Origin of the sequence: Schlegelella aquatica (assembly GCF_026013905.1) — a bacterium.
GTDB classification, from domain to species: Bacteria; Pseudomonadota; Gammaproteobacteria; order Burkholderiales; family Burkholderiaceae_C; genus Caldimonas; species Caldimonas aquatica.
In genome coordinates this window covers 1,184,709-1,209,139 of record NZ_CP110257.1, presented here as the reverse complement: position 1 = coordinate 1,209,139, position 24,431 = coordinate 1,184,709, and the positions used below count along the sequence as shown (strand labels likewise).

The following is a 24,431-nucleotide window of genomic DNA, read 5'->3' as shown; positions in this document are numbered from 1 at the left end:
GGGCCGCTCCGAGCTGATAGCGTAACCCCGTCCGCCCGCCCGGTGGATCGCAGATCATCAAAAGAGCCTTCGCCTGGCGCGAAGGCTCGCCCCGGGTTCGGAGCGAGGACCGGCCTGCTTGGCCTCCTCGGCGCGCCAAGCAAAAGCCCCGGCGCGCGGCCGGGGCTTTGACAGAGGCCCGTGAGGGGACCGATCAGCGCTGGCCGATCGGCTTGACGTCGCGCTTGGTGGCGCCGACGTAGAGCTGGCGCGGACGGCCGATCTTGTACTCCGGGTCGCCGATCATCTCGTTGAGCTGGGCGATCCAGCCGACCGTGCGGGCCAGCGCGAAGATCGCGGTGAACAGCGACACCGGGATGCCGATGGCGCGCTGAACGATGCCGGAGTAGAAGTCGACGTTCGGGTAGAGCTTGCGGGCGACGAAGTACTCGTCTTCCAGCGCGATCTTCTCCAGCTCCATGGCCAGCTTGAAGAGCGGATCGTTCTCCAGGCCCAGCTCGCCCAGCACCTCATGGCAGGTCTCGCGCATCAGCTTGGCGCGCGGATCGTAGTTCTTGTAGACGCGGTGGCCGAAGCCCATCAGCCGCACGCCCGAGTTCTTGTCCTTGACCTTGTTGATGAACTCGCCGATCTTGGCCACGCCGCCCATGGCCTGGATCTCTTCCAGCATGTTGAGGCAGGCCTCGTTGGCGCCGCCATGCGCCGGCCCCCACAGGCAGGCCACGCCGGCCGCGATGGCGGCAAACGGGTTGGTGCCCGAGGAGCCGCACAGCCGCACCGTCGAGGTCGAGGCGTTCTGCTCGTGGTCGGCGTGCAGGATGAAGATGCGATCCATCGCGCGCACGAGAACTTCATTGGGCTCGTATTCCTCGCACGGCGTGGCGAACATCATGCGCATGAAGTTCGCGGTGTAGGACAGCGAGTTCTTCGGGTAGATGTAGGGCTGGCCGATCGAGTACTTGTACGCCATGGCCACCAGCGTGGGCATCTTGGCGATGAGCCGGATCGCCGAGATGTCGCGATGCTGGGGGTTATGGATATCGGTGCTGTCGTGATAGAAGGCCGACAGCGCGCCGACCAGGCCGGTCATCACCGCCATCGGGTGGGCGTCACGACGGAAGCCGCGCAGGAAGAACTGCATCTGCTCGTTGACCATGGTGTGGTTGGTCACGCGCGAGACGAACTCCTTCTTCTGCGACTCGTTCGGCAGGTCTCCGTACAGCAGCAGGTAGCAGACTTCCAGGAAGTCGCAGTTGACCGCGAGCTGCTCGATCGGGTAGCCGCGGTACAGCAACTCGCCCTTGTCACCGTCGATGTAGGTGATGCTGGAATTGCACGACGCCGTCGACAGAAAGCCCGGGTCGTACGTGAACTTGCCGGTCTGCGCGTACAGCTTGCGGATGTCGATCACATCCGGGCCGATCGTGCCCTTGTAGATCGGCAGATCCATGCTCGGGCTGCCATCGGAGAACGATAGGGTGGCTTTCACGTCTGACGGTGTCATGGCATTTCCTTGCGTTTTCGTGAATCGTTAGGCCGGCGTGCGCATCAGCGCGAGGACCTCGCGGACTTCCGGACGGTCCAGTTCGTCCTGGGGCTCGGTGCGGCCGAGCAACAGGTCGAGCAAGTCGTTGTCGGGCAGCTCCATCAGCGCTTCCAGCCCGGCCGCCTGGCGCACGGTGAGCGCGCCCTGCAGCCGGTTGAAGAATCGCTCGATGAACAGGTCGTTCTCGAGCAAGCCCCGACGGCAGCGCCAGCGCAGCTTGCTGAGGGACCGTTCGTCGAGCAGGTTGGAGTCCATCATAGGCTGTGCCGGAGCTGCTGTTGTTTCCGGGCGGATCACACCGCCCGGCGCACCATCAGTTCCTTGATCTTGCCGATCGCCTTCGTGGGGTTCAGCCCCTTCGGGCAGACGTCCACGCAGTTCATGATCGTGTGGCAACGGAACAGGCGATACGGGTCTTCGAGGTTGTCCAGACGCTCGCTGGTGGCCTGATCGCGGCTGTCAGCGATGAAGCGATAGGCTTGCAGCAGACCGGCCGGCCCGACGAACTTGTCGGGATTCCACCAGAAGCTCGGGCAGCTCGTCGAGCAGCTGGCGCACAGGATGCACTCGTACAGGCCGTCGAGCTCCTCGCGCTCCTCGGGCGACTGCAGACGCTCTTTCTCGGGCGGCGGCGTGTCGTTGATGAGGTAAGGCTTGATCGAGTGGTACTGGTTGAAGAACTGCGTCATGTCCACGATCAGGTCGCGGATCACGGGCAGCCCCGGCAGCGGCTTCAGGACGATGGGGTCCGGCAGCGAGCGCAGGTTCGTCAGGCACGCCAGCCCGTTCTTGCCGTTGATGTTCATCGCGTCCGAACCGCACACGCCCTCGCGGCAGGAGCGGCGGAACGACAGGCTCGGATCCACGGACTTCAGCTTGACCAGCGCGTCGAGCAGCATGCGGTCGTTCGCATCGAGCTCGATCTCGATCGTCTGCATGTACGGCTTGGCGTCCTTGTCCGGGTCGTACCGGTAGATGTGGAAGGTTCGTTTCTGGCTCATCGTGGGTTCCTGCGACTCGAGTGACGCCTCAGAACGTGCGCACCTTCGGCGGGATCGAATCCACCGTCAGCGGCTTCAGATTGACCGGCTTGTAGTCCAGGCTGTTGGTTTCACTGAACCACAGCGTGTGCTTCATCCAGTTCGCGTCGTCCCGGTTCGGGTAGTCGTTGTGCGCATGGGCACCGCGGCTTTCCTTGCGGGCGGCCGCCGAGACCATCGTGGCCTGGGCGGCCTCGATGAGGTTCTCGACCTCCAGCGCCTCGACACGCGCGGTATTGAACACCTTGGACTTGTCCTTCAGGCCGATGGCCTTCACCCGCTCGCGCAGCTCGGCGATCTTGCGCACGCCCTCGTCCATGCTGGCTTGGGTGCGGAAGACGCCGGCGTGCGTCTGCATCGTGCGGCGGATGTCGTTGGCCACGTCCTGGGCGTACTCGCCTTGCGTGCTCGATTCGAGACGCGCCAGCCGCGCCAGGGTGCGGTCGGCGGCGTCCTTGGGCAGCGGCTTGTGAGCCTTGTTCTTGAGGTTGAACTCGATGATGTGGTTGCCCGCAGCACGACCGAAGACCACCAGGTCGAGCAGCGAGTTGGTCCCGAGGCGGTTGGCGCCGTGTACGCTGACACAGGAGCACTCGCCCACGGCATACAGGCCGTTGACGATCGTGTTGGGGTTGCCGTTCTTGGGCACGACCACCTGGCCGTGGATGTTGGTCGGGATGCCGCCCATCTGGTAGTGGATGGTGGGCACCACGGGGATCGGCTCCTTCGTGATGTCGACGTTCGCGAAGTTCTTGCCGATCTCGTACACCGAGGGCAGGCGCTTCATGATCGTCTCGGCGCCCAGGTGCGTCATGTCGAGCAGCACGTAGTCCTTGTTGGGACCACAGCCGCGACCTTCCTTGATCTCCTGGTCCATCGAGCGCGAGACGAAGTCGCGCGGAGCGAGGTCCTTCAGCGTCGGGGCATAGCGCTCCATGAAGCGCTCCCCGTTGGCGTTGCGCAGGATGGCACCCTCGCCGCGGCAGCCCTCCGTCAGCAGCACGCCCGCGCCGGCCACGCCGGTCGGGTGGAACTGCCAGAACTCCATGTCTTCCAGCGGGATGCCGGCGCGCGCGGCCATGCCGAGGCCGTCACCCGTGTTGATGAAGGCGTTCGTCGAGGCCTGGTAGATGCGGCCGGCACCGCCGGTGGCCAAGAGCACCGTCTTGGCGTGCAGGATGTGAACCTCGCCGGTCTCCATCTCGAGGGCCGTCACGCCGACCACGTCGCCGTCGGCGTCGCGGATGAGGTCCAGTGCCATCCACTCGACGAAGAAGTGGGTGCGGGCCTTGACGTTCTGCTGGTACAGCGTGTGCAGCAACGCATGGCCGGTGCGGTCGGCCGCGGCGCAGGCGCGCTGCACGGGCTTCTCGCCGTAGTTGGCGGTGTGGCCACCGAAGGGGCGCTGGTAGATCGTGCCGTCGGGGTTGCGGTCGAACGGCATGCCGAAGTGCTCGAGCTCGTAGACGACCTTCGGTGCCTCGCGGCACATGAACTCGATGGCGTCCTGGTCACCCAGCCAGTCGGAGCCCTTGACGGTGTCGAAGAAGTGGTAGTGCCAGTTGTCCTCGCTCATGTTGCCGAGCGAGGCGCCGATGCCGCCTTGCGCGGCGACGGTGTGCGATCGGGTCGGGAAGACCTTGGACAGCACGGCCACGTTCAGGCCGGCCAGCGCGAGCTGCAACGACGCGCGCATGCCGGAGCCACCGGCACCGACGATGACGACGTCGAAACGGCGGGTGGGCAGAGAAGTTCCAATTTGCATTACAGCCTCCAGAGCACTTGGATCGCCCACCCGGCGCAACCCACCAGCCACACGATCGTGAACACCTGCAGCGCGAGCTTGATGCCGACCGGCTTGATGTAGTCCATCCAGATGTCGCGCATGCCGACCCAGACGTGGTAGAGCAGCGAGACGATCACGACGAAGGTGAGGACCTTCATCCACTGCTGCGAGAAGATGCCGGCCCACTTGTCGTAGCCGACGATGGGCTCCAGGCGGTTGCCGGCATCGTCGCGGCGGTACCAGGGCCACAGGACCTGGGCGATCAGGACGATGGTGAACAGGGCCATGAGGGCGGCCGTCACGCGCTGGGCCAGCCAGTCGCGGAAGCCGTAGTGCGCGCCGACGACCAGGCGCTTGGATCCGTAGTTGGTGCTCATCGTGGGTATCGAGTGGGTATGCGGATCAGTACAGGCCGAAGAGCTTCGCGCCGAGCACGACAGTCAGCGCCAGGCTCGCGACGAGCGTGAAGATCGCCGACGAACGCCCTTGCTCCTTGCTGACGGTGTGGAACACGTCCATCCACAGGTGCCGCAAGCCCGCGAAGAAGTGATGCAGGTAGGCCCAGATCATGGCCAGGGCCACCAGCTTCATGAACCAGCCGGGGAAGATCCACAACCCGGCGACGAAGGCCGAGGTGAACTGGGAGTAGGTGATTTCGGAGGTCAGGCTCTTGTCGAACAGCCAGATCAGGAGCGGCATCAGCAGGAACAACAAGGCTCCGCTGATGCGATGCAGGATCGACACGATGCCCGCGGGCGGCAGGCGGTACTTGACGATGTCCGTGACGTGAATGTTCCGGAACACCGGCCGTTGTCTGGTCATTTCAGGCATACCCGACCTTTGATCTGTAACGAAGGTGAAACCAGTCGATTTTATTGCAATGCACCACCGCGAACGCGGGCATCACGTCCGCAAAGCGCACTTCATTGCAGTTCGTTCCGATAAAAGTGCGAAGCGGTGTTGTACAGGCCCCGACGGAACTCCACCGGCTTGTCGCCGTAGGTGTAGGACAGGCGCTCCACGCTGAGCAGCGGATAACCCGGCGCGACTTGCAGCAACTCGGCCGCCGGCGCATCGGCGCCGACGGCGCGCAGCTTTTCCTCGGCGCGGATCATGCGCACGCCGAACTCCTGCTCGAACAGCGCGTACATCGGCCCCCGGTAGTCGGTGAGCCGCTCGGCCGTGAGCCCCTTGAACAAGGTGCCGTGCAGCCAGATGTCGTCCAGGACCACCGGGCGGGCGCGAAAGTAGAGCAAGCGGCGGATCTGCACGGCGGCGTCCCCCGCCTTCAGGTCCAGTGCGCGAGCCACCTCCGAGGGGGCACGCTGGCGACGGCATTCGATGACTTTGCGCTCGATGGGCCCCGTCACGCCGTCGTCGGGGGTCAGCCGCAGGAACCGGTACTGGATCTTCTCCTCGGCATGGGTGGCCACGAAGGTACCCTTGCCCTGCCGGCGCACGAGGAGGTTCTCGGCGGCGAGTTCGTCGATGGCCTTGCGCACCGTGCCCTGGCTCACGCGGTAGCGGGCAGCCAGATCGACCTCGCTGGGAATGGCCTCGCCGGGCTTCCACTCCCCCGACTGCAGACTGCGGGTGATGAGCGCCTTGATCTGCTGGTACAACGGGCTGAAGGCCGGCCCGCCCGTTTCGCCGCTGGAAACAGGCGCGTCAGGGCCGGGAGTCGGGGGCTGGGTGGCCATGAGGCGCGATTGCATCACATCCCCCGCTCGAAGTCCAGACACTGATGAAAGATGTCTTATATAAGACATAAGACTGTTGACATCCCGGGGGTGCGGCGCCTAGACTCGCCTACACTTCGCGCTGGAACGGGCGGCCGCTCGGTTGCCTCGGATTTCCTTCCTTCCGCAATCCACGATTTCCCTGGAGTCTCAGATGAGCAAGAAACCCGTACGCGTGGCCGTCACCGGCGCGGCCGGCCAGATCGGCTACGCCCTGCTGTTCCGCATCGCTTCCGGCGAAATGCTGGGCAAGGACCAGCCCGTCATCCTGCAACTGCTCGAGATCCCCGACGAGAAGGCCCAGAAGGCCCTCAAGGGCGTCATGATGGAGCTGGAAGACTGCGCCTTCCCGCTGTTGGCCGGCATGGAAGCCCACAGCGACCCGATGACGGCCTTCAAGGACACCGACTACGCGCTGCTCGTGGGCGCCCGCCCGCGCGGCCCCGGCATGGAGCGCAAGGACTTGCTCTCGGCCAACGCCCAGATCTTCACGGCCCAGGGCAAAGCGCTGAACGCCGTGGCCTCGCGCAATGTGCGCGTGCTGGTGGTGGGCAACCCGGCCAACACCAACGCCTATATCGCGATGAAGTCGGCGCCGGATCTGCCGCGCAAGAACTTCACCGCGATGCTGCGCCTGGACCACAACCGCGCGCTCTCGCAGATCGCCGCCAAGACCGGCAAGCCGGTGGCCAGCATCGAGAAGATGGCCGTGTGGGGCAACCACTCGCCCACGATGTACGCCGACTATCGCTTCGCGACCATCGAGGGTCAGTCCGTCAAGGAGATGATCAACGACGAGGAGTGGAACCGCAACGTGTTCCTGCCCACCGTCGGCAAGCGCGGCGCGGCGATCATCGAGGCGCGCGGCCTGTCCTCGGCGGCCTCGGCGGCCAACGCGGCGATCGATCACATGCGCGACTGGGCCCTGGGCACCAACGGCAAGTGGGTGACGATGGGCGTGCCGTCCAACGGCGAGTACGGCATCCCGAAGGACGTGATCTTCGGCTACCCTGTCACTTGCGAAGGCGGCGAATACAAGATCGTCGAGGGCCTGCCGATCGACGAGTTCAGCCAGGAGCGCTTGAACATCACGCTCAAGGAACTGCAGGAAGAGCAAGACGGCGTGAAGCACCTGCTCTGATCGGCCACGCGGGCCGACAGGCCCGCCAAGAAAGGCCGACACGCATGCCGCCTGTCGGCCTTTTTTTCGACCCGGGCCTTCAGTTTACGTAAACGTCAACCGTGTCCACCCCCCTCCCCGTTCATCCCGCCGACGCGCTGTTCGAGGCGGGCGAGGCGATGCCCGACCTGCCGGTGTGCGATCACTATGCCGGCGTGGAGGCGCGCATGCGAAAGAGCCTGGAGCTGCAGGCCGAGATGGGCGAGGCGGCGGGCCGGGCGCTGTTCGATGTGACCCTCGACGCCGAGGACGGGGCCCCGGTCGGCGGCGAGCAGGAGCACATCGCCCTCATCGCCGAGCTGGTGGCCGGCCGCAGCAATCGCTGGAACCGGGTCGGCGCGCGCGTGCACGGCGTCGGTCACCCCGCCTTCGAAGGGGATCTGCAGACGTTGTTCAGCCGGGCCGGCGAGCGCCTGGCCTATGTGATGGTTCCCAAAGTGGCGGATCTGGGCGAAGCGCGGCGGGCCTGCGACTGCATCGAGGCGGCGCAGCGTGCCGCGGGCTTGTCGCCGCAGGTGCCGGTGCACCTGCTGATCGAAACGCACGGCGCACTGCGCGACGTGCAGGCCATCGCGGCCTTGCCGCAGGTGCAATCGCTGTCCTTCGGCCTGATGGACTTCGTCTCGGCCCACCGCGCAGCCGTTCCCGCGAGCGCGATGACGGCGCGGGGGCAGTTCGAGCACCCGCTGGTGGTGCGGGCCAAGCTGGAGATCGCCGCCGCTTGCCATGCCGCGGGCAAGACGCCTTCGCACTGCGTCGTCACCGAGTTCAACGACACGCAGGCGCTCGGCCAGGCGGTGCGGCGGGCGGCGCGCGAGTTGGGCTATACCCGCATGTGGAGCATCCATCCGGCGCAGATCCGCCCCATCCTGGAGGCCTTTGCCCCCGACGAGGCGGACGTGCAGGACGCCTGCGAGATCCTCCTCGCCGCCCGGGCCGCCGGCTGGGCGCCGATTCGCCACCGCACGGGCGGGCGCGACACGCTGCACGACCGCGCCAGTTACCGCTACTACTGGCACGTGCTTGCGCGTGCCCACCGCACCGGACGGCCTCTGCCGCAGGACGTCCTCGAGGCCTTCTTCCAGGAGAACCGATCATGACCCGACCCAGCCCCGGCGCCCGTTTCCGCGAGGCGCTTCGCCAGGAATCGCCCCTGCAGATCATCGGCGCGATCAACGCCAACCACGCCCTGCTGGCCCAGCGCGCCGGCTACCGCGCGATCTACCTGTCCGGCGGCGGCGTCGCGGCCGGATCGCTCGGCATGCCGGACCTGGGCATCAATACCCTGGACGACGTGCTGGTGGACGTGCGCCGCATCACGGATGTGTGCGACCTGCCACTGCTGGTGGACATCGACACCGGCTTCGGCCCGAGCGCGTTCAACATCGCTCGCACGGTCAAGAGCCTCATCAAGTTCGGCGCGGCGGCCTGCCACATCGAGGACCAGGTGGGTGCCAAGCGCTGCGGCCACCGCCCGGGCAAGGAGATCGTCTCCGCGCAGGAGATGGCCGACCGGGTCAAGGCCGCGGCGGATGCGAAGACGGACCCGGACTTCTTCCTGATCGCACGTACCGACGCGATCGCGGTGGAGGGCGTCGATGCGGCCATCGAGCGGGCCATCAAGTGCGTGGAAGCGGGCGCCGACGGCATCTTCGCCGAAGCGGCCTACGACCTGCCCACCTACAAGCGCTTCGTCGATGCGGTGAAGGTGCCGGTGCTCGCCAACATCACCGAGTTCGGCAAGACGCCGCTGTTCACCGTCGACGAGTTGCGCTCGGCGGACGTGGCGATGGTGCTGTATCCGCTGTCGGCCTTCCGCGCGATGAACAAGGCGGCCGAGACGGTGTACCAGGCCATCCGCCGCGACGGCACGCAGAAGAACGTTCTGGACCTTATGCAAACCCGCGAGGAACTGTACGAGCGCATCGGCTACCACGACTACGAGCAGCGGCTGGACGCGCTGTTCTCGTCGTCGCGCAAGTGATCGCCACACCACGCGCCACGCCCTGATCCGGCAACCTGACAATCCCGAGGAGATCTCCATGACCGAGGCCACCGCCACCCCCGGCTTCAAGCCGAAGAAGTCCGTCGCCCTGTCCGGCACTGCCGCCGGCAACACCGCCCTGTGTACCGTGGGGCGCACGGGCAACGACCTGCACTACCGCGGCTACGACATCCTGGACATCGCCGAGACCTGCGAGTTCGAGGAGATCGCCTACCTGCTGGTGCACGGCAAGCTGCCCAACCTGGCAGAACTGACCGCCTACAAGGCCAAGCTGAAGGCGCTGCGCGGCATCCCGGCGGCGGTCAAGACCGTGCTCGAGCAGTTGCCGCCCTCGGCCCATCCGATGGACGTGATGCGCACGGGCGTCTCGGCGCTCGGCTGCGTCTCGCCCGAAAAGGACGACCACAACCATCCGGGCGCACGCGACATCGCCGACAAGCTGATGGCGAGCCTCGGCTCGATGCTGCTCTACTGGTATCACTACAGCCACAACGGCAAGCGCATCGAGGTCGAAACGGACGACGACTCGATCGGCGGCCACTTCCTGCATTTGCTGCACGGCCGCACGCCGAGCGAGCTGTGGGTGCGCAGCATGCACACCTCGCTCATCCTTTACGCCGAGCATGAGTTCAATGCCTCGACCTTCACCGGCCGGGTGATCGCCGGCACCGGCTCGGACATGTACTCGTGCATCGCGGGCGCGATCGGCGCACTGCGCGGCCCCAAGCACGGCGGGGCCAACGAGGTGGCCTTCGAGATCCAGAAGCGCTACGACTCCCCGGACGAGGCCGAGGCCGACATCCGTCGCCGCGTGGAGAACAAGGAGGTCATCATCGGCTTCGGCCACCCGGTCTACACGGTGAGCGACCCCCGCAACAAGGTGATCAAGGAGGTCGCAAGGCGGCTGTCGGCGGACGCGAAGAACATGAAGATGTTCGAGATCGCCGAGCGACTGGAGGCCGTGATGTGGGACATCAAGAAGATGTTCCCGAACCTGGACTGGTTCTCCGCCGTGAGCTACCACATGATGGGCGTGCCCACCGCGATGTTCACCCCGCTCTTCGTGATTGCGCGCACGTCGGGGTGGAGCGCCCACATCATCGAGCAGCGCATCGACGGCAAGATCATCCGGCCCAGCGCCAACTACATCGGGCCGGAGGATCTGAAGTTCGTGCCCCTCCACGAACGCGCTTGAAACCACAGACCGCCGAGGAGGTGGCGCCGCGGGCCGCCGAGAAGCGGGGCCCCGGCACAACGGGCCGTCGGGCCGCGCCCCTCCCACGGTGGATGCACCGGGAACCATGACCATGAACACCGCCCACCGCAAGCCACTGCCCGGCACGCCACTGGACTACTTCGACGCCCGCGAGGCGGTCGAGGCGATCCAGCCGGGCGCCTACGACAAGCTGCCGTACACGTCCCGAGTGCTGGCAGAGAACCTCGTGCGCCGCTGCGATCCGCAGATCCTCAGCGAGTCGTTGAAGCAGCTGATCGAACGCCGGCGCGACCGGGACTTCCCGTGGTATCCGGCGCGCGTGGTGTGCCATGACATCCTCGGGCAGACGGCGCTGGTGGACCTGGCCGGTCTGCGCGATGCGATCGCTGCGGCCGGCGGCGACCCGGCGCTGGTGAACCCGGTGGTGCCGGTGCAGCTGATCGTGGACCACTCCCTGGCCGTGGAGTGCGGCGGCTTCGACCCGGACGCCTTCCGCAAGAACCGCGAGATCGAGGACCGGCGCAACGAGGACCGCTTCCACTTCATCGAGTGGACCAAGCACGCGTTCCAGAACGTGGACGTGATCCCGGCGGGCAACGGCATCATGCACCAGATCAACCTGGAGAAGATGTCGCCGGTGATCCACGCGAGGGACGGCGTGGCCTTCCCCGACACCTTGGTGGGCACCGACAGCCATACGCCGCACGTCGACGCCCTGGGCGTCATCGCGATCGGCGTGGGCGGCCTAGAGGCCGAGAACGTGATGCTCGGCCGCGCCTCGTGGATGCGGCTGCCGGAGATCGTGGGGGTCGAGCTGAGCGGCCGCCCGGGACGCGGTATCACCGCGACCGACATCGTGCTGGCGCTGACCGAGTTCCTGCGCAAGCAGAAGGTGGTGGGGGCGTACCTCGAGTTCTACGGCGAAGGCGCCGCGAGCCTCACCCTCGGCGACCGCGCGACCATCTCGAACATGGCGCCCGAGTATGGGGCGACCGCCGCGATGTTCTCCATCGACCAGCAGACGCTCGACTACCTCAAGCTCACGGGCCGCAGCGACGAGCAGGTGAAGCTGGTCGAGATCTACGCCAAGACGGCGGGCCTGTGGTCGGACACGTTGAAGGACGCCGAGTACGAGCGGGTGCTGAAGTTCGACCTCTCCAGCGTCGTGCGCAACATGGCCGGCCCGTCGAATCCCCATGCGCGCGTGGCGACCACGGACCTGGCGGCCAAGGGCATCGCCAAGCCCTGGGAGGAAACGCCCGGCCTCATGCCGGACGGCGCCGTCATCATCGCGGCCATCACGAGCTGCACCAACACCAGCAACCCGCGCAACGTGATCACGGCGGGCCTCTTGGCGCGCAACGCCAACCGCCTGGGCCTGGCACGCAAGCCGTGGGTCAAGACCTCGCTGGCGCCCGGCTCGAAGGCCGTGGCGCTCTACCTCGAGGAAGCCGGCCTCAAGCAAGAGCTGGAGAAGCTCGGCTTCGGCATCGTCGGCTTCGCCTGCACGACCTGCAACGGCATGTCCGGCGCGCTGGACCCGAAGATCCAGCAGGAGATCATCGAGCGCGACCTCTACGCCGTGGCCGTGCTCTCGGGCAACCGCAACTTCGACGGACGCATCCACCCCTATGCCAAGCAGGCCTTCCTGGCCTCGCCGCCGCTGGTGGTGGCCTACGCGATCGCGGGCACCATCCGCTTCGACATCGAGCGCGACGCCTTCGGCACCACGCCTGAGGGCCAGCCGATCACGCTGAAAGACCTTTGGCCCTCGGACGAGGAGATCGACGCGATGGTGCAGGCCAGCGTCAAGCCCGAGCACTTCCGCCAGGTCTACATCCCGATGTTCGAGAAGAAGGACGAGGGCGTGGCGCAGGTCAAACCTTTGTACGACTGGCGGCCGCGGAGCACCTACATCCGTCGCCCGCCCTACTGGGACAAAGAGGGCGTGGGCGCCCTGGCGGCCAGCCCGCGCACGTTGAAGGGCATGCGGCCGCTGGCGGTGCTGGGCGACAACATCACCACCGACCACATCTCGCCGTCCAACGCCATCCTGCCGGACAGCGCGGCGGGCGAGTATCTGGCGAAAATGGGCCTGCCGGAGGAGGACTTCAACTCCTACGCGACCCACCGCGGCGATCACCTGACGGCCATGCGCGCGACCTTCGCCAACCCGACGCTCAAGAACGAGATGGTCGTGGTCGATGGCAAGGTCAAGCAAGGCTCCTACGCCCGCGTCGAGCCGGAGGGCCGGATCATGCGCATGTGGGAGGCGATCGAGACCTACATCGGCCGCAAGCAGCCGCTCATCATCATCGCCGGTGCCGACTACGGCCAGGGCTCCTCGCGCGACTGGGCGGCCAAGGGCGTGCGGCTGGCGGGTGTCGAGGCGATCGTCGCCGAGGGCTTCGAGCGCATCCACCGCACGAACCTGATCGGCATGGGCGTGCTGCCGCTCGAGTTCAAGCCGGGCACCACACGGTTGACGCTCGGCATCGACGGCACCGAGACCTTCGACGTGATCGGCGAGCGCAAGCCGCGCGCCGACCTGACCCTCGTCATCCACCGCAAGGACGGCCAGACGCTGCAAGTGCCTGTCACCTGCCGGCTGGACACGGCCGAGGAGGTGTCGATCTACGAAGCCGGGGGCGTCTTGCAACGCTTCGCGCAGGACTTCCTCGAAGCGCACCGCGCCGCCGCTTGAAGGAGCCCGCCATGCCCCACGCACCGCAGATCCGCATCCCGGCCACCTACATGCGAGGCGGCACCAGCAAGGGCGTGTTCTTCCGACTGGAGGACTTGCCCGCCCGCTGCCAGGTGCCCGGTGAGGCCCGCGACCGGCTGCTCATGCGCGTCATCGGCAGCCCCGACCCGTACGGCAAGCAGATCGACGGCATGGGCGGCGCGACCTCGAGCACCAGCAAGGCGGTCATCGTCGCCAAGAGCTCCCGCCCCGACCACGACGTGGACTACCTGTTCGGGCAGGTGTCGATCGACCAGGCCTTCGTGGACTGGAGCGGCAACTGCGGCAACCTCTCGTCGGCCGTGGGCCCGTTCGCCATCGCGGCGGGCCTGATCGACGCGGCGCGCGTGCCGCGCGAGGGCCTGTGCACCGTGCGCATCTGGCAGGCCAACATCGGCAAGACCATCATCGCCCACGTGCCGATCACCGACGGTCAGGTGCAGGAGACAGGCGACTTCGAACTCGACGGGGTCACCTTCCCTGCCGCGGAAGTGCAGCTCGAGTTCCTGGACCCGGCCGCCGAGGAAGAAGGCGCCGGAGGCGCGATGTTCCCGACGGGGCGTCTGGTAGACGACCTGGAGGTGCCGGGGGTCGGCACGCTCAAGGCGACGATGATCAATGCGGGCATTCCGACGATCTTCGTCAACGCGGCCGACATCGGCTACACCGGCACCGAGCTGCAGGACGCGATCAACGGCGACCCGAAGGCGCTCGCCATGTTCGAGACGATCCGTGCCCACGGCGCCGTGCGCATGGGGCTGATCGCCCATCCCGACGAAGCGGTCAAGCGCCAGCACACGCCGAAGATCGCTTTCGTCGCGCCGCCTTGCACCTACGTCGCCTCCAGCGGCAAGACGGTGCGCGCCGAGGACATCGACCTGCTGGTGCGGGCCCTCTCGATGGGCAAGCTCCACCACGCCATGATGGGCACGGCCGCGGTGGCCATCGGCACGGCCGCCGCCATCCCCGGCACGCTCGTCAACCTCGCGGCGGGCGGGGGCACGCGGCAGTCGGTGCGGTTCGGTCACCCCTCCGGCACCTTGCGGGTGGGGGCCGAGGCGCACCAGGTGGGGGGCGACTGGAAAGTCACCAAAGCCCTGATGAGCCGCAGCGCCCGGGTGCTGATGGAAGGCTGGGTGCGGGTGCCGGCCGACTCGTTCTGATCGCTCCTCCTCGCGAAGACCGGCGCCGCCTGCAATTTGTCGCGTTTCGACATCGGCGCCGCTGTCGTTACAAAATGCACCGGCCCACAATCCAGGGACCTGGGCGCTGCGCGTCCTTGATGAGGAGACGACCGTGAACAAGACTTCCATTCGGGCCGCTGGATTGGCCCTTGCCGTGCTGCTGGTATGCGCCGGGCTGGCACAAGCGCAAAGCTCGCCCGCCAAGAAGAAAGACAAGGCCGCCGCGGCTTCGCAGACGGTCGTCGCGCAAGCCTCGCCCGAGCAGCTGGCCGCCGCGGACATGGTCCTGCTGGGCACGAGCCAATGCGAGTTCAATCAGTCGGTGGACGTGATCCGCAGCGAGAAGCATCCCGGCTACGTGGACCTGCGGCACGGCAAGCGCACCTACCTGATGAAGCCCGTGCTCTCCTCCACCGGGGCGATGCGCTTGGAGGACGTGCGTGGCGAGGCGCTCTACATCCAGATCGCCAACAAGTCGATGCTGCTGAACACCCGCACCGGCCAGCGCATGGTGGACGAGTGCGTGCACGAGCGCCAGCGCGCCACCTCGGGGTCGATGCGCGCCGCCGCCCTCATCAACTGAGCCGCTGAGCGAACGCGGGCCACCACCGGCACCCCCGGTCTTCGGAGGCCCGCAGCTTCTGGCGGACCACCCCCTCCCTCAGGGGGAACGCTTCCGTCACCCTCACCCTGCACGCCGTCGGGCATGGCCGGATCACCGCCGGCCTGAGGGGGAACGCTTCCGCCCGCCACGCCGCGTCGCGGGCGCCTGGAAAGGGCTGCCGCCGGCAGCCCTCCGCCCTTCCCTCCGCCCTTCCCTCCGCCCTTCCCTCCGCCCTTCCCTCCGCCCTTCCCTCCGCCCTTCCCTCCGCCCTTCCCTTCGCCCTTCCCGTTCGTCCTGTCCCGCCCGCCGTTTCGGTGGTCGCACCGGTTCGTCCCTCGGTCCCGCCGGCGAAATGCTGGCGCGGCTTGTGCGAGCCTCGGCCTTTCTTCACTCTTATATAAGACATAAAATAGCGGAGTCGGCCCTTGCTGCCGACATTCTCCGGAGCCCCACATGCTGCAAACCTATCGTGAACACGTGGCCGAGCGCGCCGCGCTCGGCATCCCGCCGCTGCCCCTCACCGCCCAGCAGACGTCCGAGCTGATCGAACTGCTGAAGAACCCGCCCGCCGGCGAGGAGCAGTTCCTGCTGGATCTGCTCACCCACCGCGTGCCGCCGGGGGTCGACGATGCAGCCAAGGTCAAGGCTTCGTTCCTGGCCGCCGTGGCGCATGGCGACGTGCAGGTGGGGCTCATCAGCCGTGCCAAGGCGACCGACCTGCTGGGCACCATGGTGGGCGGCTACAACGTCAAGCCGTTGATCGACCTGCTCGACGACGCCGAGGTGGGCGGCATCGCGGCCGAGGGTCTGAAGAAGACCCTGCTGATGTTCGACTACTTCCACGACGTGGCCGAGAAGGCCAAGGCCGGCAACGCCCACGCGAAGGCGGTGATTCAGTCGTGGGCCGACGCCGAGTGGTTCACCTCGCGCCCGGCCGTGCCGGAGAAGATCACCGTCACCGTCTTCAAGGTGCCGGGCGAGACGAACACCGACGATCTGTCCCCCGCGCCGGACGCGTGGAGCCGCCCCGACATCCCGCTGCACGCGCTGGCCATGCTCAAGAACCCGCGCCCCGGCATCGAGCCGGACGAGCCCGGCAAGGTCGGCCCGCTCAGGCTGATCGAGGAGCTGAAGAAGAAAGGCCACCTGGTCGCCTATGTCGGTGACGTGGTGGGCACGGGCTCCTCGCGCAAGTCGGCCACCAACAGCGTGATCTGGCACACCGGCGAGGACATTCCGTACGTGCCGAACAAGCGCTTCGGCGGCGTGTGCCTCGGCGGCAAGATCGCCCCGATCTTCTTCAACACGCAGGAAGACTCCGGCGCCCTGCCGATCGAGGTCGACGTCTCCAAGATGGAGATGGGCGACGTCATCGACATCTACCCCTACGCCGGCAAGATCGAGAAGAACGGCGAGGTGATCGCCCAGTTCCAACTCAAGAGCGAGGTGCTGCTCGACGAGGTGCGCGCCGGCGGGCGCATCAACCTCATCATCGGCCGCTCGCTGACAGGCCGCGCCCGCCAGTTCCTGGGCCTGCCCGCGTCCACCGCCTTCCGCCTGCCCAAGGCCCCGGTCGACACGGGCAAGGGCTACACGCTCGCGCAAAAGATGGTCGGCCGTGCCTGCGGCCTGCCGGAGGGCCAGGGCGTGCGCCCGGGCACCTACTGCGAGCCCAAGATGACCACCGTCGGCAGCCAGGACACCACCGGCCCGATGACGCGCGACGAGCTGAAGGACCTGGCGTGCCTGGGCTTCTCGGCCGACCTGGTGGTGCAGTCGTTCTGCCACACGGCCGCCTACCCGAAGCCGGTGGACGTGAAGATGCACCGCGAGCTGCCGACCTTCATCAGCACCCGCGGCGGCGTCGCGCTGCGACCGGGCGACGGCGTGATCCACTCCTGGCTCAACCGCATGCTGCTGCCCGACACCGTGGGCACGGGCGGTGACTCGCACACGCGCTTCCCGATCGGTATCTCATTCCCGGCCGGCTCGGGCCTGGTGGCCTTCGCCGCGGCCACCGGCGTCATGCCGCTGGACATGCCTGAATCGGTGCTGGTGCGCTTCAAGGGCAAGATGCAGCCGGGCATCACCCTGCGTGACCTGGTGCATGCCATCCCGCTATATGCCATCAAGCAGGGGCTGCTCACCGTCGAGAAGCAGGGCAAGAAGAACATCTTCTCGGGCCGCATCCTCGAGATCGAAGGCCTGCCGGACCTGAAGGTCGAACAGGCGTTCGAGCTGTCCGACGCGTCGGCCGAGCGCTCGGCGGCCGGCTGCACGGTGCGCCTGAACAAGGAACCGATCATCGAGTACCTGAACAGCAACATCACGCTGCTCAAGTGGATGATCGCCAACGGCTACCAGGACAAGCGCACGCTGGAGCGCCGGATCGCCGCGATGGAGCAGTGGCTGGCCAACCCGCAGCTGCTGGAGCCGGACGCCGATGCCGAGTACGCCGCGGTCATCGAGATCGACCTCGACGAGATCAAGGAGCCCATCGTCTGCTGCCCGAACGACCCGGACGACGCGAAGTTCCTTTCGCAGGTCCAGGGCGCCAAGATCGACGAGGTGTTCATCGGCTCGTGCATGACCAACATCGGCCACTTCCGCGCGGCCTCCAAGCTGCTGGAAGGCAAGAAGGACATCCCGGTGCGCCTGTGGGTGGCCCCGCCGACCAAGATGGACGCGGCCGAGCTGACCAAGGAAGGCCATTACGGCGTTCTGGGAACGGCCGGTGCCCGCATGGAGATGCCCGGCTGCTCGCTGTGCATGGGCAACCAGGCCCAAGTGCGTGAGGGCGCCACGGTGATGTCCACCTCGACGCGCAACTTCCCGAACCGCCTGGGCAAGAACACCAACGTGTACCTCGGCTCGGCGGAACTGGCCGCGATCTGCTCGCGCCTGGGCCGCATCCCGACGGTCGAGGAGTACCACGCGGAGATGGGCATCATCAACAAGGATGCCGACAAGATCTACCGGTACATGAACTTCGACCAGATCGAGGAGTACCGCGAGGTCGCGAAGGACGTGGCGTAAGCCGGCTGGTGCGGGCGGCCGAGCGGCTGCCGTGAACCGACACCGGGGCCCTGCGGGGCCCCGGTTTGCTTCGTGGGTGTGACACTACCAAGTCACGGGCAAACTGCGACAATGTTCCGGTACCCCCCTTCATCCCACCGCTTCACGGAGAGTTTCACGATGGCCATCGCCGAGAAGAAAGCGCAGAAGCCCGGCAAGACCGCGGGCAAGACAGTGGATCACGCCTTCGCACGCACGCTCAAGACCTTCCAGACGGCCTCGGGCCGAGAGGGGAAGTTCTTCTCGCTGCCCGAGCTGGCCAAGCAGTACCCCAATATCCACAAGCTGCCGGTGTCCATCCGCATCGTGCTGGAAAGCGTGCTGCGCAACTGCGACGGCAAGAAGGTGACGCCGGAGCACGTGGCCCAGCTCGCCAACTGGCAGCCCAACGCCGAGCGGGTGGACGAGATCCCCTTCATCGTCGCGCGAGTGGTGTTGCAGGACTTCACCGGTGTACCGCTCTTGGCCGACCTGGCCGCGATGCGCTCGGTGGCCGACCGCATGGGCAAGAACCCGAAGCTGATCGAGCCGCTGGTGCCGGTGGACCTGGTGGTCGATCACTCGGTGATGATCGACTACTACGGCAACAAGAAGGCGCTGGACCTCAACATGAAGCTCGAGTTCCAGCGCAACCGCGAGCGCTACGAGTTCCTGAAGTGGGGCATGCAGGCGTTCGAGACCTTCGGCGTCGTGCCTCCGGGCTTCGGCATCGTGCACCAGGTCAACCTGGAGTACCTGGCGCGAGGCGTGCACCAGCGCAACGACGGGGTCTATTACCCTGACACGCTGGTCGGCACCGACAGCCACACGACGATGATCAACGGCATCGGCGTCGTGGGCTGGGGCGTGGGCGGCATCGAAGCCGAGGCAGGCATGCTCGGGCAGCCGGTGTACTTCCTCACCCCCGACGTGGTCGGCTTCGAGCTCACCGGCCAACTGCGCGAGGGCGTGACGGCCACCGACCTGGTGCTCACGATCACCGAGATCCTGCGCCGCGAGAAGGTGGTGGGCAAGTTCGTGGAGTTCTTCGGCGAAGGCACGGCCTCGCTGGCGGTGCCCGACCGTGCGACGATCGGCAACATGGCGCCGGAGTACGGCGCGACGATGGGCTTCTTCCCGGTTGATGAGAAGACGATCGAGTACTTCCGCGGCACGGGGCGCAGCAAGCGCGAGATCGAGGCATTCGAGGCCTACTTCCGCGCGCAAGGGCTGTTCGGCATCCCGCGCGCAGGCGAGATCCACTACAGCAAGGTGGTGCGGCTCGATCTGGGACAGGTGGCGCCCAGCCTCGCCGGCCCCAAGCGCCCGCAGGACCGCATCGAGATCGGCCACCTGAAGCGCACGTTCACCGAGCTGTTCAGCAAGCCGGTGGCCGAAAACGGCTTCAACCAGCCGGCCGAGAAGCTCGAACAGGTGTACACCACCTCCAACGGCATCGATCTGCGCAATGGCGACGTCCTGATCGCCGCGATCACTTCGTGCACCAACACGTCCAACCCGGGCGTGCTGCTGGCCGCCGGCCTGCTGGCGAAGAAGGCGGTGGAATACGGCCTCAAGGTCAAGCCGCACATCAAGACCTCGCTCGCGCCGGGATCGCGCATCGTCACCGAGTACCTGGAGAAGGCCGGCCTGCTGCCCTACCTGGAGAAGCTGGGCTTCGCGGTGGCCGCCTACGGTTGCACCACCTGCATCGGCAACGCGGGTGACCTGGCGCCCGAGATCAACGAGGCCATCGTCAACAACGACCTCGTCTGCGCCGCAGTGCTGTCGGGCAACCGCAACTTCGAGGCGCGCATCCACCCCAACCTGAAGGCGAACTTCCTGGCCTCGCCGCCGCTGGTGGTCGCCTACGCCATCGCGGGCAACGTCACCAAGGACCTGATGACCGAGCCGGTCGGCAAGGGCAAGGGTGGGCGCGACATCTACCTGGGCGACATCTGGCCGTCGAGCGACGAGGTCTACCGGCTGATGAAGTACGCGATGGACCCGAAGGCCTTCAAGGAGAACTACGAGAAGGTCACGAAGAAGCCGGGCAAGCTGTGGGAGGAGATCAAGGGCGTGAAGGGCCAGGTGTACAACTGGCCGAAGTCCACCTACATCGCCGAACCGCCTTTCTTCAAGGACTTCACGCTCGAGCCGCAGGCGTCGGGCACGAGCATCCGGGGCGCACGGGCCATGGCGCTCTTCGGCGACTCGATCACGACCGACCACATCTCCCCGGCCGGCTCGATCAAGGAGAACTCGCCGGCCGGCCAGTGGCTGAAGGAAAACGGCGTGCTCAAGGCGGACTTCAACAGCTACGGCTCGCGGCGCGGCAACCACGAGGTGATGATGCGCGGCACCTTCGCCAACGTGCGGATCAAGAACCTCATGATCCCGCCGGGGCCCGACGGCTCGCGAGAGGAAGGCGGCCTCACGCTGTTCCAGCCCGGCGGCGAGAAGATGTTCATCTACGACGCCGCGATGAAATACATCGCGCAGGGAACGCCGACGATCGTCTTCGCTGGCGAGGAATACGGCACCGGCTCCTCGCGCGACTGGGCGGCCAAGGGCACGCAGCTGCTGGGCATCAAGGCCGTGGTCGCCCGCAGCTTCGAGCGCATCCACCGCTCCAACCTGGTCGGCATGGGCGTGCTGCCGCTGCAGTTCATGGGCGACGACTCGTGGGAGTCGCTCGGCATCAAGGGCGACGAGGAGTTCGACATCGAGCTCGGCGAGGAGATCCGCCCGCAGCAGGATGCCACGCTGGTGATCCGCCGGCCCGACGGCTCGGAGCAACGTGTGACGCTGCGCCTGCGCATCGACACGCCCATCGAGGTGGACTACTACAAGCACGGGGGCATCCTGCCCTACGTGCTGCGGCAGCTCCTCGCGGTGTGAGTCTCGTCCTCGCGCAGGGACTGCGTGACTGCGAGCAGTAAGGGGGTGCGGCGGCACCCCCTCCCCGTTTGCTGCTGCCTTCCTTACTTCAGCGTTGCGTAGGCGGCCTCGTCGAACCCCACCAGCACCTTCGCGCCGGCTTCGACCACCGGGCGCTTGATGAGGCTGGGGTGGGCCGCCAGCGCGGCCTCGGCGCTCTTGGCGTCCACCACCCGGGCCTGCTCCTGCGCGGGCAGCTTGCGCCAGGTGGTGCCCCGGCGGTTCACGAGAGCCTCCCACCCCAGCGTCGCCACCCAGTGCGCGAGCCGCTCGGCGGGCACGCCGAGCTTCTTGAAATCGTGAAAGCGGTACGGCACGCCCTGCTCGTCCAGCCAGCGGCGGGCCTTCTTGACGGTGTCGCAGTTCGGGATGCCGTAGAGGGTGACTTCTGTCATCGGTCTTCGCGGTCGTTCGCGTCGCACAGGGGATCGACGTTATACCCCGTCTGCGTGACCCGGTCGGTGCGGGTGTCCAGGCTCACCTGGAACCACTGGCAGAAGGGCGATTCGTACCGGTAGGACCAGACCCGCTCGTGGCGGCGCGGGATGTGCATTTCATGAGAGGGCCGACCGAGGCGGTACAGCACTTCCTGCCGGGACAGGCCGGCCTGCAAGGCATTGAAGCGTGCCTCCGTCAGCACCTGTTCCCATTGCAGCACGCGGCCGCCCGGATCGAGATCGACCATGAAGGTGTGACGCCCCATCGGCCCACGCGCGAACTCCAGCCGCTTGCCCCCTTCGGGCCGGGGGTGCACCCCCGTGGGCGGGCCCATGCGTTGGACCACGGCCTGCTCCGGCGCCCCGGGAGAAAGGCCTTGCGGGCCGTAGCCGGCACACCCGGCGGCGGCGAGGGCGACGAGGGCCGCCACCCCTCGCAGCCGCCCGCGCAGGGACGCTTCCCCGCCGCAGCTGCCCGCGAGGCAGGGCGGCTCGCTGCCGGGGGGCCGGCCAGGCGGCGGGACGGGGGCCCGGGGGGCACCGCGCACGAGGGTCGGGCAAGGGGCAATGCAACGCATGACAGTGACCTTTCGCAGCGCCCGCGACACCCCGGCTGCGCGGGGCCCTCGCCCGACGGGCCCGGGGGCTGCGCGACAAGCAGGGCGAGAGCAAGCGCGACTCGATGCTCGATGCTAACGAGCACCCGGGACCTCCTTGCGTGAAGGGGAATCGCCGGGCGTCGGCAGTCACCTCGGCGACAAACACCGCGCCTCGAGGCGGCGGGACAAACCCTAGCTGGTCCGTGACGTCGCCTCGCCCTACCCTCGAACCACCAGGCGCTGCCCCGAGGCCGCGCCCTCCTCCCGACATCGAGGAGGTGTCTCGCCGTGACCGGAGCGTGTTCAGTGAACAAGGCCCCCTACGTGCCCAAGATGCGTCTTTATCGCGAGTGGCTGCGCGAGCACCGCGGCCTGGAGTTTGCCGACTACGAGGCGTTGTGGCGCTGGTCCGTGACCGACCTCGAAGGCTTCTGGAGCAGTATCTGGGAGTACGACGAGTTCGAGTCGCCCACCGCGTACGAACGGGTGCTCGCCGAGCCACGGATGCCCGGCGCGCGATGGTTCGTGGGCGCGAAGGTGAACTATGCGCAACGCGTGCTGAGGCACGCGGCGCGCGCACACGCGGCGGGGCAGCCGGCCATCGTCGCCGAGAACGAGCAGGGCGAGGTGCGCGAGATCGGGTGGCCCGAACTGCAGCGGCAGGTAGCGTCGATGGCGCTTTCGCTGCGCGAGCTGAGCGTGGGGCGCGGGGACCGCGTGGCGGCCTACCTGCCCAATGTGCCGGAAACGGTCATCGCCTTCCTCGCGTGCGCGAGTCTGGGCGCGATCTGGAGCGTGTGCGCGCCCGACATGGGCACGCAGGCGGTGGCCGATCGCTTCCGGCAGATCGAGCCCAAGGTGCTGCTGGCGGCCGACGGGGTGCACTACGCCGGCCGCCCGCAGGATCGCAGCGAGATCGTCGCGCAACTGCGCGAGGCGCTGCCCTCGGTGCAACGCCTCGTGGTCCTGCGCAGCCCGTTTGCCGCGCGCCGGCTGCCGGCCGACCTGGACTTCGCGCAGGCCCTGGCCCGTGATGAGGAGGCCGTCTCGCGCTTCGAGCCGCAGTGGCTGCCGTTCGACCACCCGCTGTGGATCGTCTACTCCAGCGGCACGACCGGCTTGCCGAAGGCCCTGGTGCATGGGCACGGGGGCATCCTGCTCACCGCGGCGGCCAACAACAAGCACGGGGACCTGGGCGCGAGTTACGAGCCCAACAGCTTCGGCGAGCGCTTCCACTGGTACAGCAGTACCGGATGGGTGATGTGGAACGCGCAGGTCAGCGGCCTGCTCAACGGCACGACCATCTGCCTCTATGACGGCAGCCCGGGCGGCTCGAAAGAGCGGCCGGACTGGACCGTGCTGTGGCGCTTCGCGGCCCGGCACGGGGTCACCTACTTCGGCGCCGGGGCTGCGTTCTACGCCAACTGCATGAAGGCCGGCGTCGATCTCGCCTCGTGCGGCGACTTGTCGCGCGTGCGCGCGTTGGGATCGACCGGCTCGCCCTTGTCCGAGGAGGTGCAGCGCTGGGGTTCTGCGCAGTTCGAGCGGCTCGGCACGCCGGACATCTGGTGGAGCAACATCTCGGGCGGCACGGACTTCTGCGGCGCCTTCGTCGGCGGCCATCGCGAGCTGCCGCAGACGCCGGGGCGCATGCAATGCCGCTACCTGGGCGCGGCCGTCGAGGCGTGGAGCGAGGCCGGCGAGCCGGTGATGGACGAGGTCGGCGAACTGGTGTGCACCCGGCCCATCCCTTCGATGCCGCTCTACTTCTGGGGCGACGAGGGGCACAAGCGGTATCTGTCGAGCTACTTCGACGTCTTTCCCGGCGTGTGGCGGCACGGCGATTGGCTGCGCATCTTCCCGGACGGCAGCTGCGTCATCTACGGCAGGAGCGACGCCACCATCAACCGGCACGGCCTGCGGCTGGGCACGAGCGAGATCTACGCGGCGGTCGAGGCGCTGCCCGAGGTGCTGGACTCGATGGTGATCGACCTCGAGTACCTGGGCCGGCCGAGCTGGATGGCGCTGTTCGTCGTGCTGCGGCCCGGGCACACGCTCGACGCGTCGCTCGAGGCGCGCATCGCCGACGCGATCAAGACGGCCGTGTCGCCGCGCTTCGTGCCGGACCAGATCTTCCAGGCCCCGGAGATTCCGCGCACGCTGTCGGGCAAGAAGCAGGAAGTGCCGATCAAGAAGCTCTTCCTCGGGCACCCGGTGGAGAAGGTGGTCAACCGGGACGCGATGGCCAACCCGCAGTGCCTGGCGTGGTACCAGGCGCTGGCGCGCAAGCGCCAGGCCGCCTGAGCCCCGGCTCGGCGGCCGACACCGGCCTGACCGGGCGTCGGCACGCGCGACAAC

The 24,431-nt window shown here is 67.3% G+C and carries 19 protein-coding genes; 10 read left to right on the top strand and 9 right to left on the bottom strand.

Annotated features, from left to right (window positions below):
- Positions 1 to 193: 193 nt before the first annotated feature.
- From OMP39_RS05470 to OMP39_RS05440, 7 genes are all read right to left on the bottom strand, one after another.
- Entirely contained in the window at positions 194 to 1,504 is a 1,311-nt protein-coding gene (locus OMP39_RS05470) for a citrate synthase (protein ID WP_264893802.1), read from the bottom strand.
- 27 nt (positions 1,505 to 1,531) lie between these two features.
- The gene (locus OMP39_RS05465) at positions 1,532 to 1,804 is read right to left on the bottom strand and encodes an FAD assembly factor SdhE (protein ID WP_264893800.1); all 273 of its coding nucleotides are present in this window, start codon (positions 1,802 to 1,804) and stop codon (positions 1,532 to 1,534) included.
- A 35-nt stretch (positions 1,805 to 1,839) separates the two neighbouring features.
- Positions 1,840 to 2,547 (bottom strand): succinate dehydrogenase iron-sulfur subunit, encoded by a 708-nt coding sequence (locus tag OMP39_RS05460; RefSeq protein WP_264893799.1) that lies wholly within the window; start codon positions 2,545 to 2,547, stop codon positions 1,840 to 1,842.
- A 28-nt stretch (positions 2,548 to 2,575) separates the two neighbouring features.
- Complete coding sequence (sdhA, locus tag OMP39_RS05455) at positions 2,576 to 4,351, bottom strand: succinate dehydrogenase flavoprotein subunit (RefSeq protein ID WP_264893797.1); 1,776 nt, start codon at positions 4,349 to 4,351, stop codon at positions 2,576 to 2,578.
- On the bottom strand, positions 4,351 to 4,749 hold the full coding sequence (gene sdhD / locus OMP39_RS05450) for a succinate dehydrogenase, hydrophobic membrane anchor protein (protein ID WP_264893795.1): 399 nt from the start codon (positions 4,747 to 4,749) through the stop codon (positions 4,351 to 4,353). Before sdhD ends, sdhA begins: the two co-directional genes overlap by 1 nt.
- Positions 4,750 to 4,774: 25 nt before the next feature.
- Complete coding sequence (sdhC, locus tag OMP39_RS05445) at positions 4,775 to 5,203, bottom strand: succinate dehydrogenase, cytochrome b556 subunit (protein WP_264893792.1); 429 nt, start codon at positions 5,201 to 5,203, stop codon at positions 4,775 to 4,777.
- Positions 5,204 to 5,295: 92 nt separating this feature from the next.
- Positions 5,296 to 6,072 carry a GntR family transcriptional regulator gene (locus OMP39_RS05440; protein ID WP_264893791.1) on the bottom strand — a complete coding sequence of 259 codons (777 nt, stop codon included), beginning with the start codon at positions 6,070 to 6,072 and terminating at the stop codon, positions 5,296 to 5,298.
- Between the two features lie 193 nt (positions 6,073 to 6,265).
- On the opposite strand from OMP39_RS05440, the gene OMP39_RS05435 reads away from it, so the two are divergent.
- From OMP39_RS05435 to acnA, 9 genes are all read left to right on the top strand, one after another.
- Positions 6,266 to 7,252: a malate dehydrogenase gene (locus OMP39_RS05435; protein WP_264893790.1), complete on the top strand. Its 987-nt coding sequence runs from the start codon at positions 6,266 to 6,268 to the stop codon at positions 7,250 to 7,252.
- Between the two features lie 101 nt (positions 7,253 to 7,353).
- The gene (locus OMP39_RS05430; protein WP_425340663.1) at positions 7,354 to 8,391 is read left to right on the top strand and encodes an HpcH/HpaI aldolase/citrate lyase family protein; all 1,038 of its coding nucleotides are present in this window, start codon (positions 7,354 to 7,356) and stop codon (positions 8,389 to 8,391) included.
- Positions 8,388 to 9,275 (top strand): methylisocitrate lyase, encoded by an 888-nt coding sequence (gene prpB, locus OMP39_RS05425; protein ID WP_264893788.1) that lies wholly within the window; start codon positions 8,388 to 8,390, stop codon positions 9,273 to 9,275. The genes OMP39_RS05430 and prpB overlap by 4 nt, the downstream gene beginning before the upstream one ends.
- Positions 9,276 to 9,333: 58 nt before the next feature.
- Positions 9,334 to 10,491, top strand: a complete 1,158-nt coding sequence (prpC, locus tag OMP39_RS05420; protein WP_264893786.1) for a bifunctional 2-methylcitrate synthase/citrate synthase — start codon at positions 9,334 to 9,336, stop codon at positions 10,489 to 10,491.
- Between the two features lie 112 nt (positions 10,492 to 10,603).
- Positions 10,604 to 13,216, top strand: coding sequence for a Fe/S-dependent 2-methylisocitrate dehydratase AcnD (gene acnD / locus OMP39_RS05415; RefSeq protein WP_264894446.1), 2,613 nt, complete (start codon positions 10,604 to 10,606; stop codon positions 13,214 to 13,216).
- A gap of 11 nt (positions 13,217 to 13,227) precedes the next feature.
- Positions 13,228 to 14,418 (top strand): 2-methylaconitate cis-trans isomerase PrpF, encoded by a 1,191-nt coding sequence (prpF, locus tag OMP39_RS05410; RefSeq protein ID WP_264893785.1) that lies wholly within the window; start codon positions 13,228 to 13,230, stop codon positions 14,416 to 14,418.
- 133 nt (positions 14,419 to 14,551) lie between these two features.
- A complete protein-coding gene (locus tag OMP39_RS05405) occupies positions 14,552 to 15,022 on the top strand; it encodes a hypothetical protein (protein WP_264893784.1) in 471 nt (156 codons plus the stop codon).
- A gap of 474 nt (positions 15,023 to 15,496) precedes the next feature.
- Positions 15,497 to 18,079: a bifunctional aconitate hydratase 2/2-methylisocitrate dehydratase gene (gene acnB / locus OMP39_RS05400; protein ID WP_264893783.1), complete on the top strand. Its 2,583-nt coding sequence runs from the start codon at positions 15,497 to 15,499 to the stop codon at positions 18,077 to 18,079.
- A 159-nt stretch (positions 18,080 to 18,238) separates the two neighbouring features.
- On the top strand, positions 18,239 to 20,998 hold the full coding sequence (acnA, locus tag OMP39_RS05395) for an aconitate hydratase AcnA (protein ID WP_264893782.1): 2,760 nt from the start codon (positions 18,239 to 18,241) through the stop codon (positions 20,996 to 20,998).
- A gap of 83 nt (positions 20,999 to 21,081) precedes the next feature.
- On the opposite strand, the gene OMP39_RS05390 is transcribed toward acnA, so the two are convergent.
- Complete coding sequence (locus tag OMP39_RS05390; RefSeq protein WP_264893780.1) at positions 21,082 to 21,432, bottom strand: ArsC family reductase; 351 nt, start codon at positions 21,430 to 21,432, stop codon at positions 21,082 to 21,084.
- Entirely contained in the window at positions 21,429 to 21,821 is a 393-nt protein-coding gene (locus OMP39_RS05385) for a hypothetical protein (protein WP_264893779.1), read from the bottom strand. Before OMP39_RS05385 ends, OMP39_RS05390 begins: the two co-directional genes overlap by 4 nt.
- Positions 21,822 to 22,406: 585 nt before the next feature.
- On the opposite strand from OMP39_RS05385, the gene OMP39_RS05380 reads away from it, so the two are divergent.
- Positions 22,407 to 24,377 (top strand): acetoacetate--CoA ligase, encoded by a 1,971-nt coding sequence (locus OMP39_RS05380; protein ID WP_425340670.1) that lies wholly within the window; start codon positions 22,407 to 22,409, stop codon positions 24,375 to 24,377.
- The last annotated feature ends 54 nt before the right edge of the window (positions 24,378 to 24,431 follow it).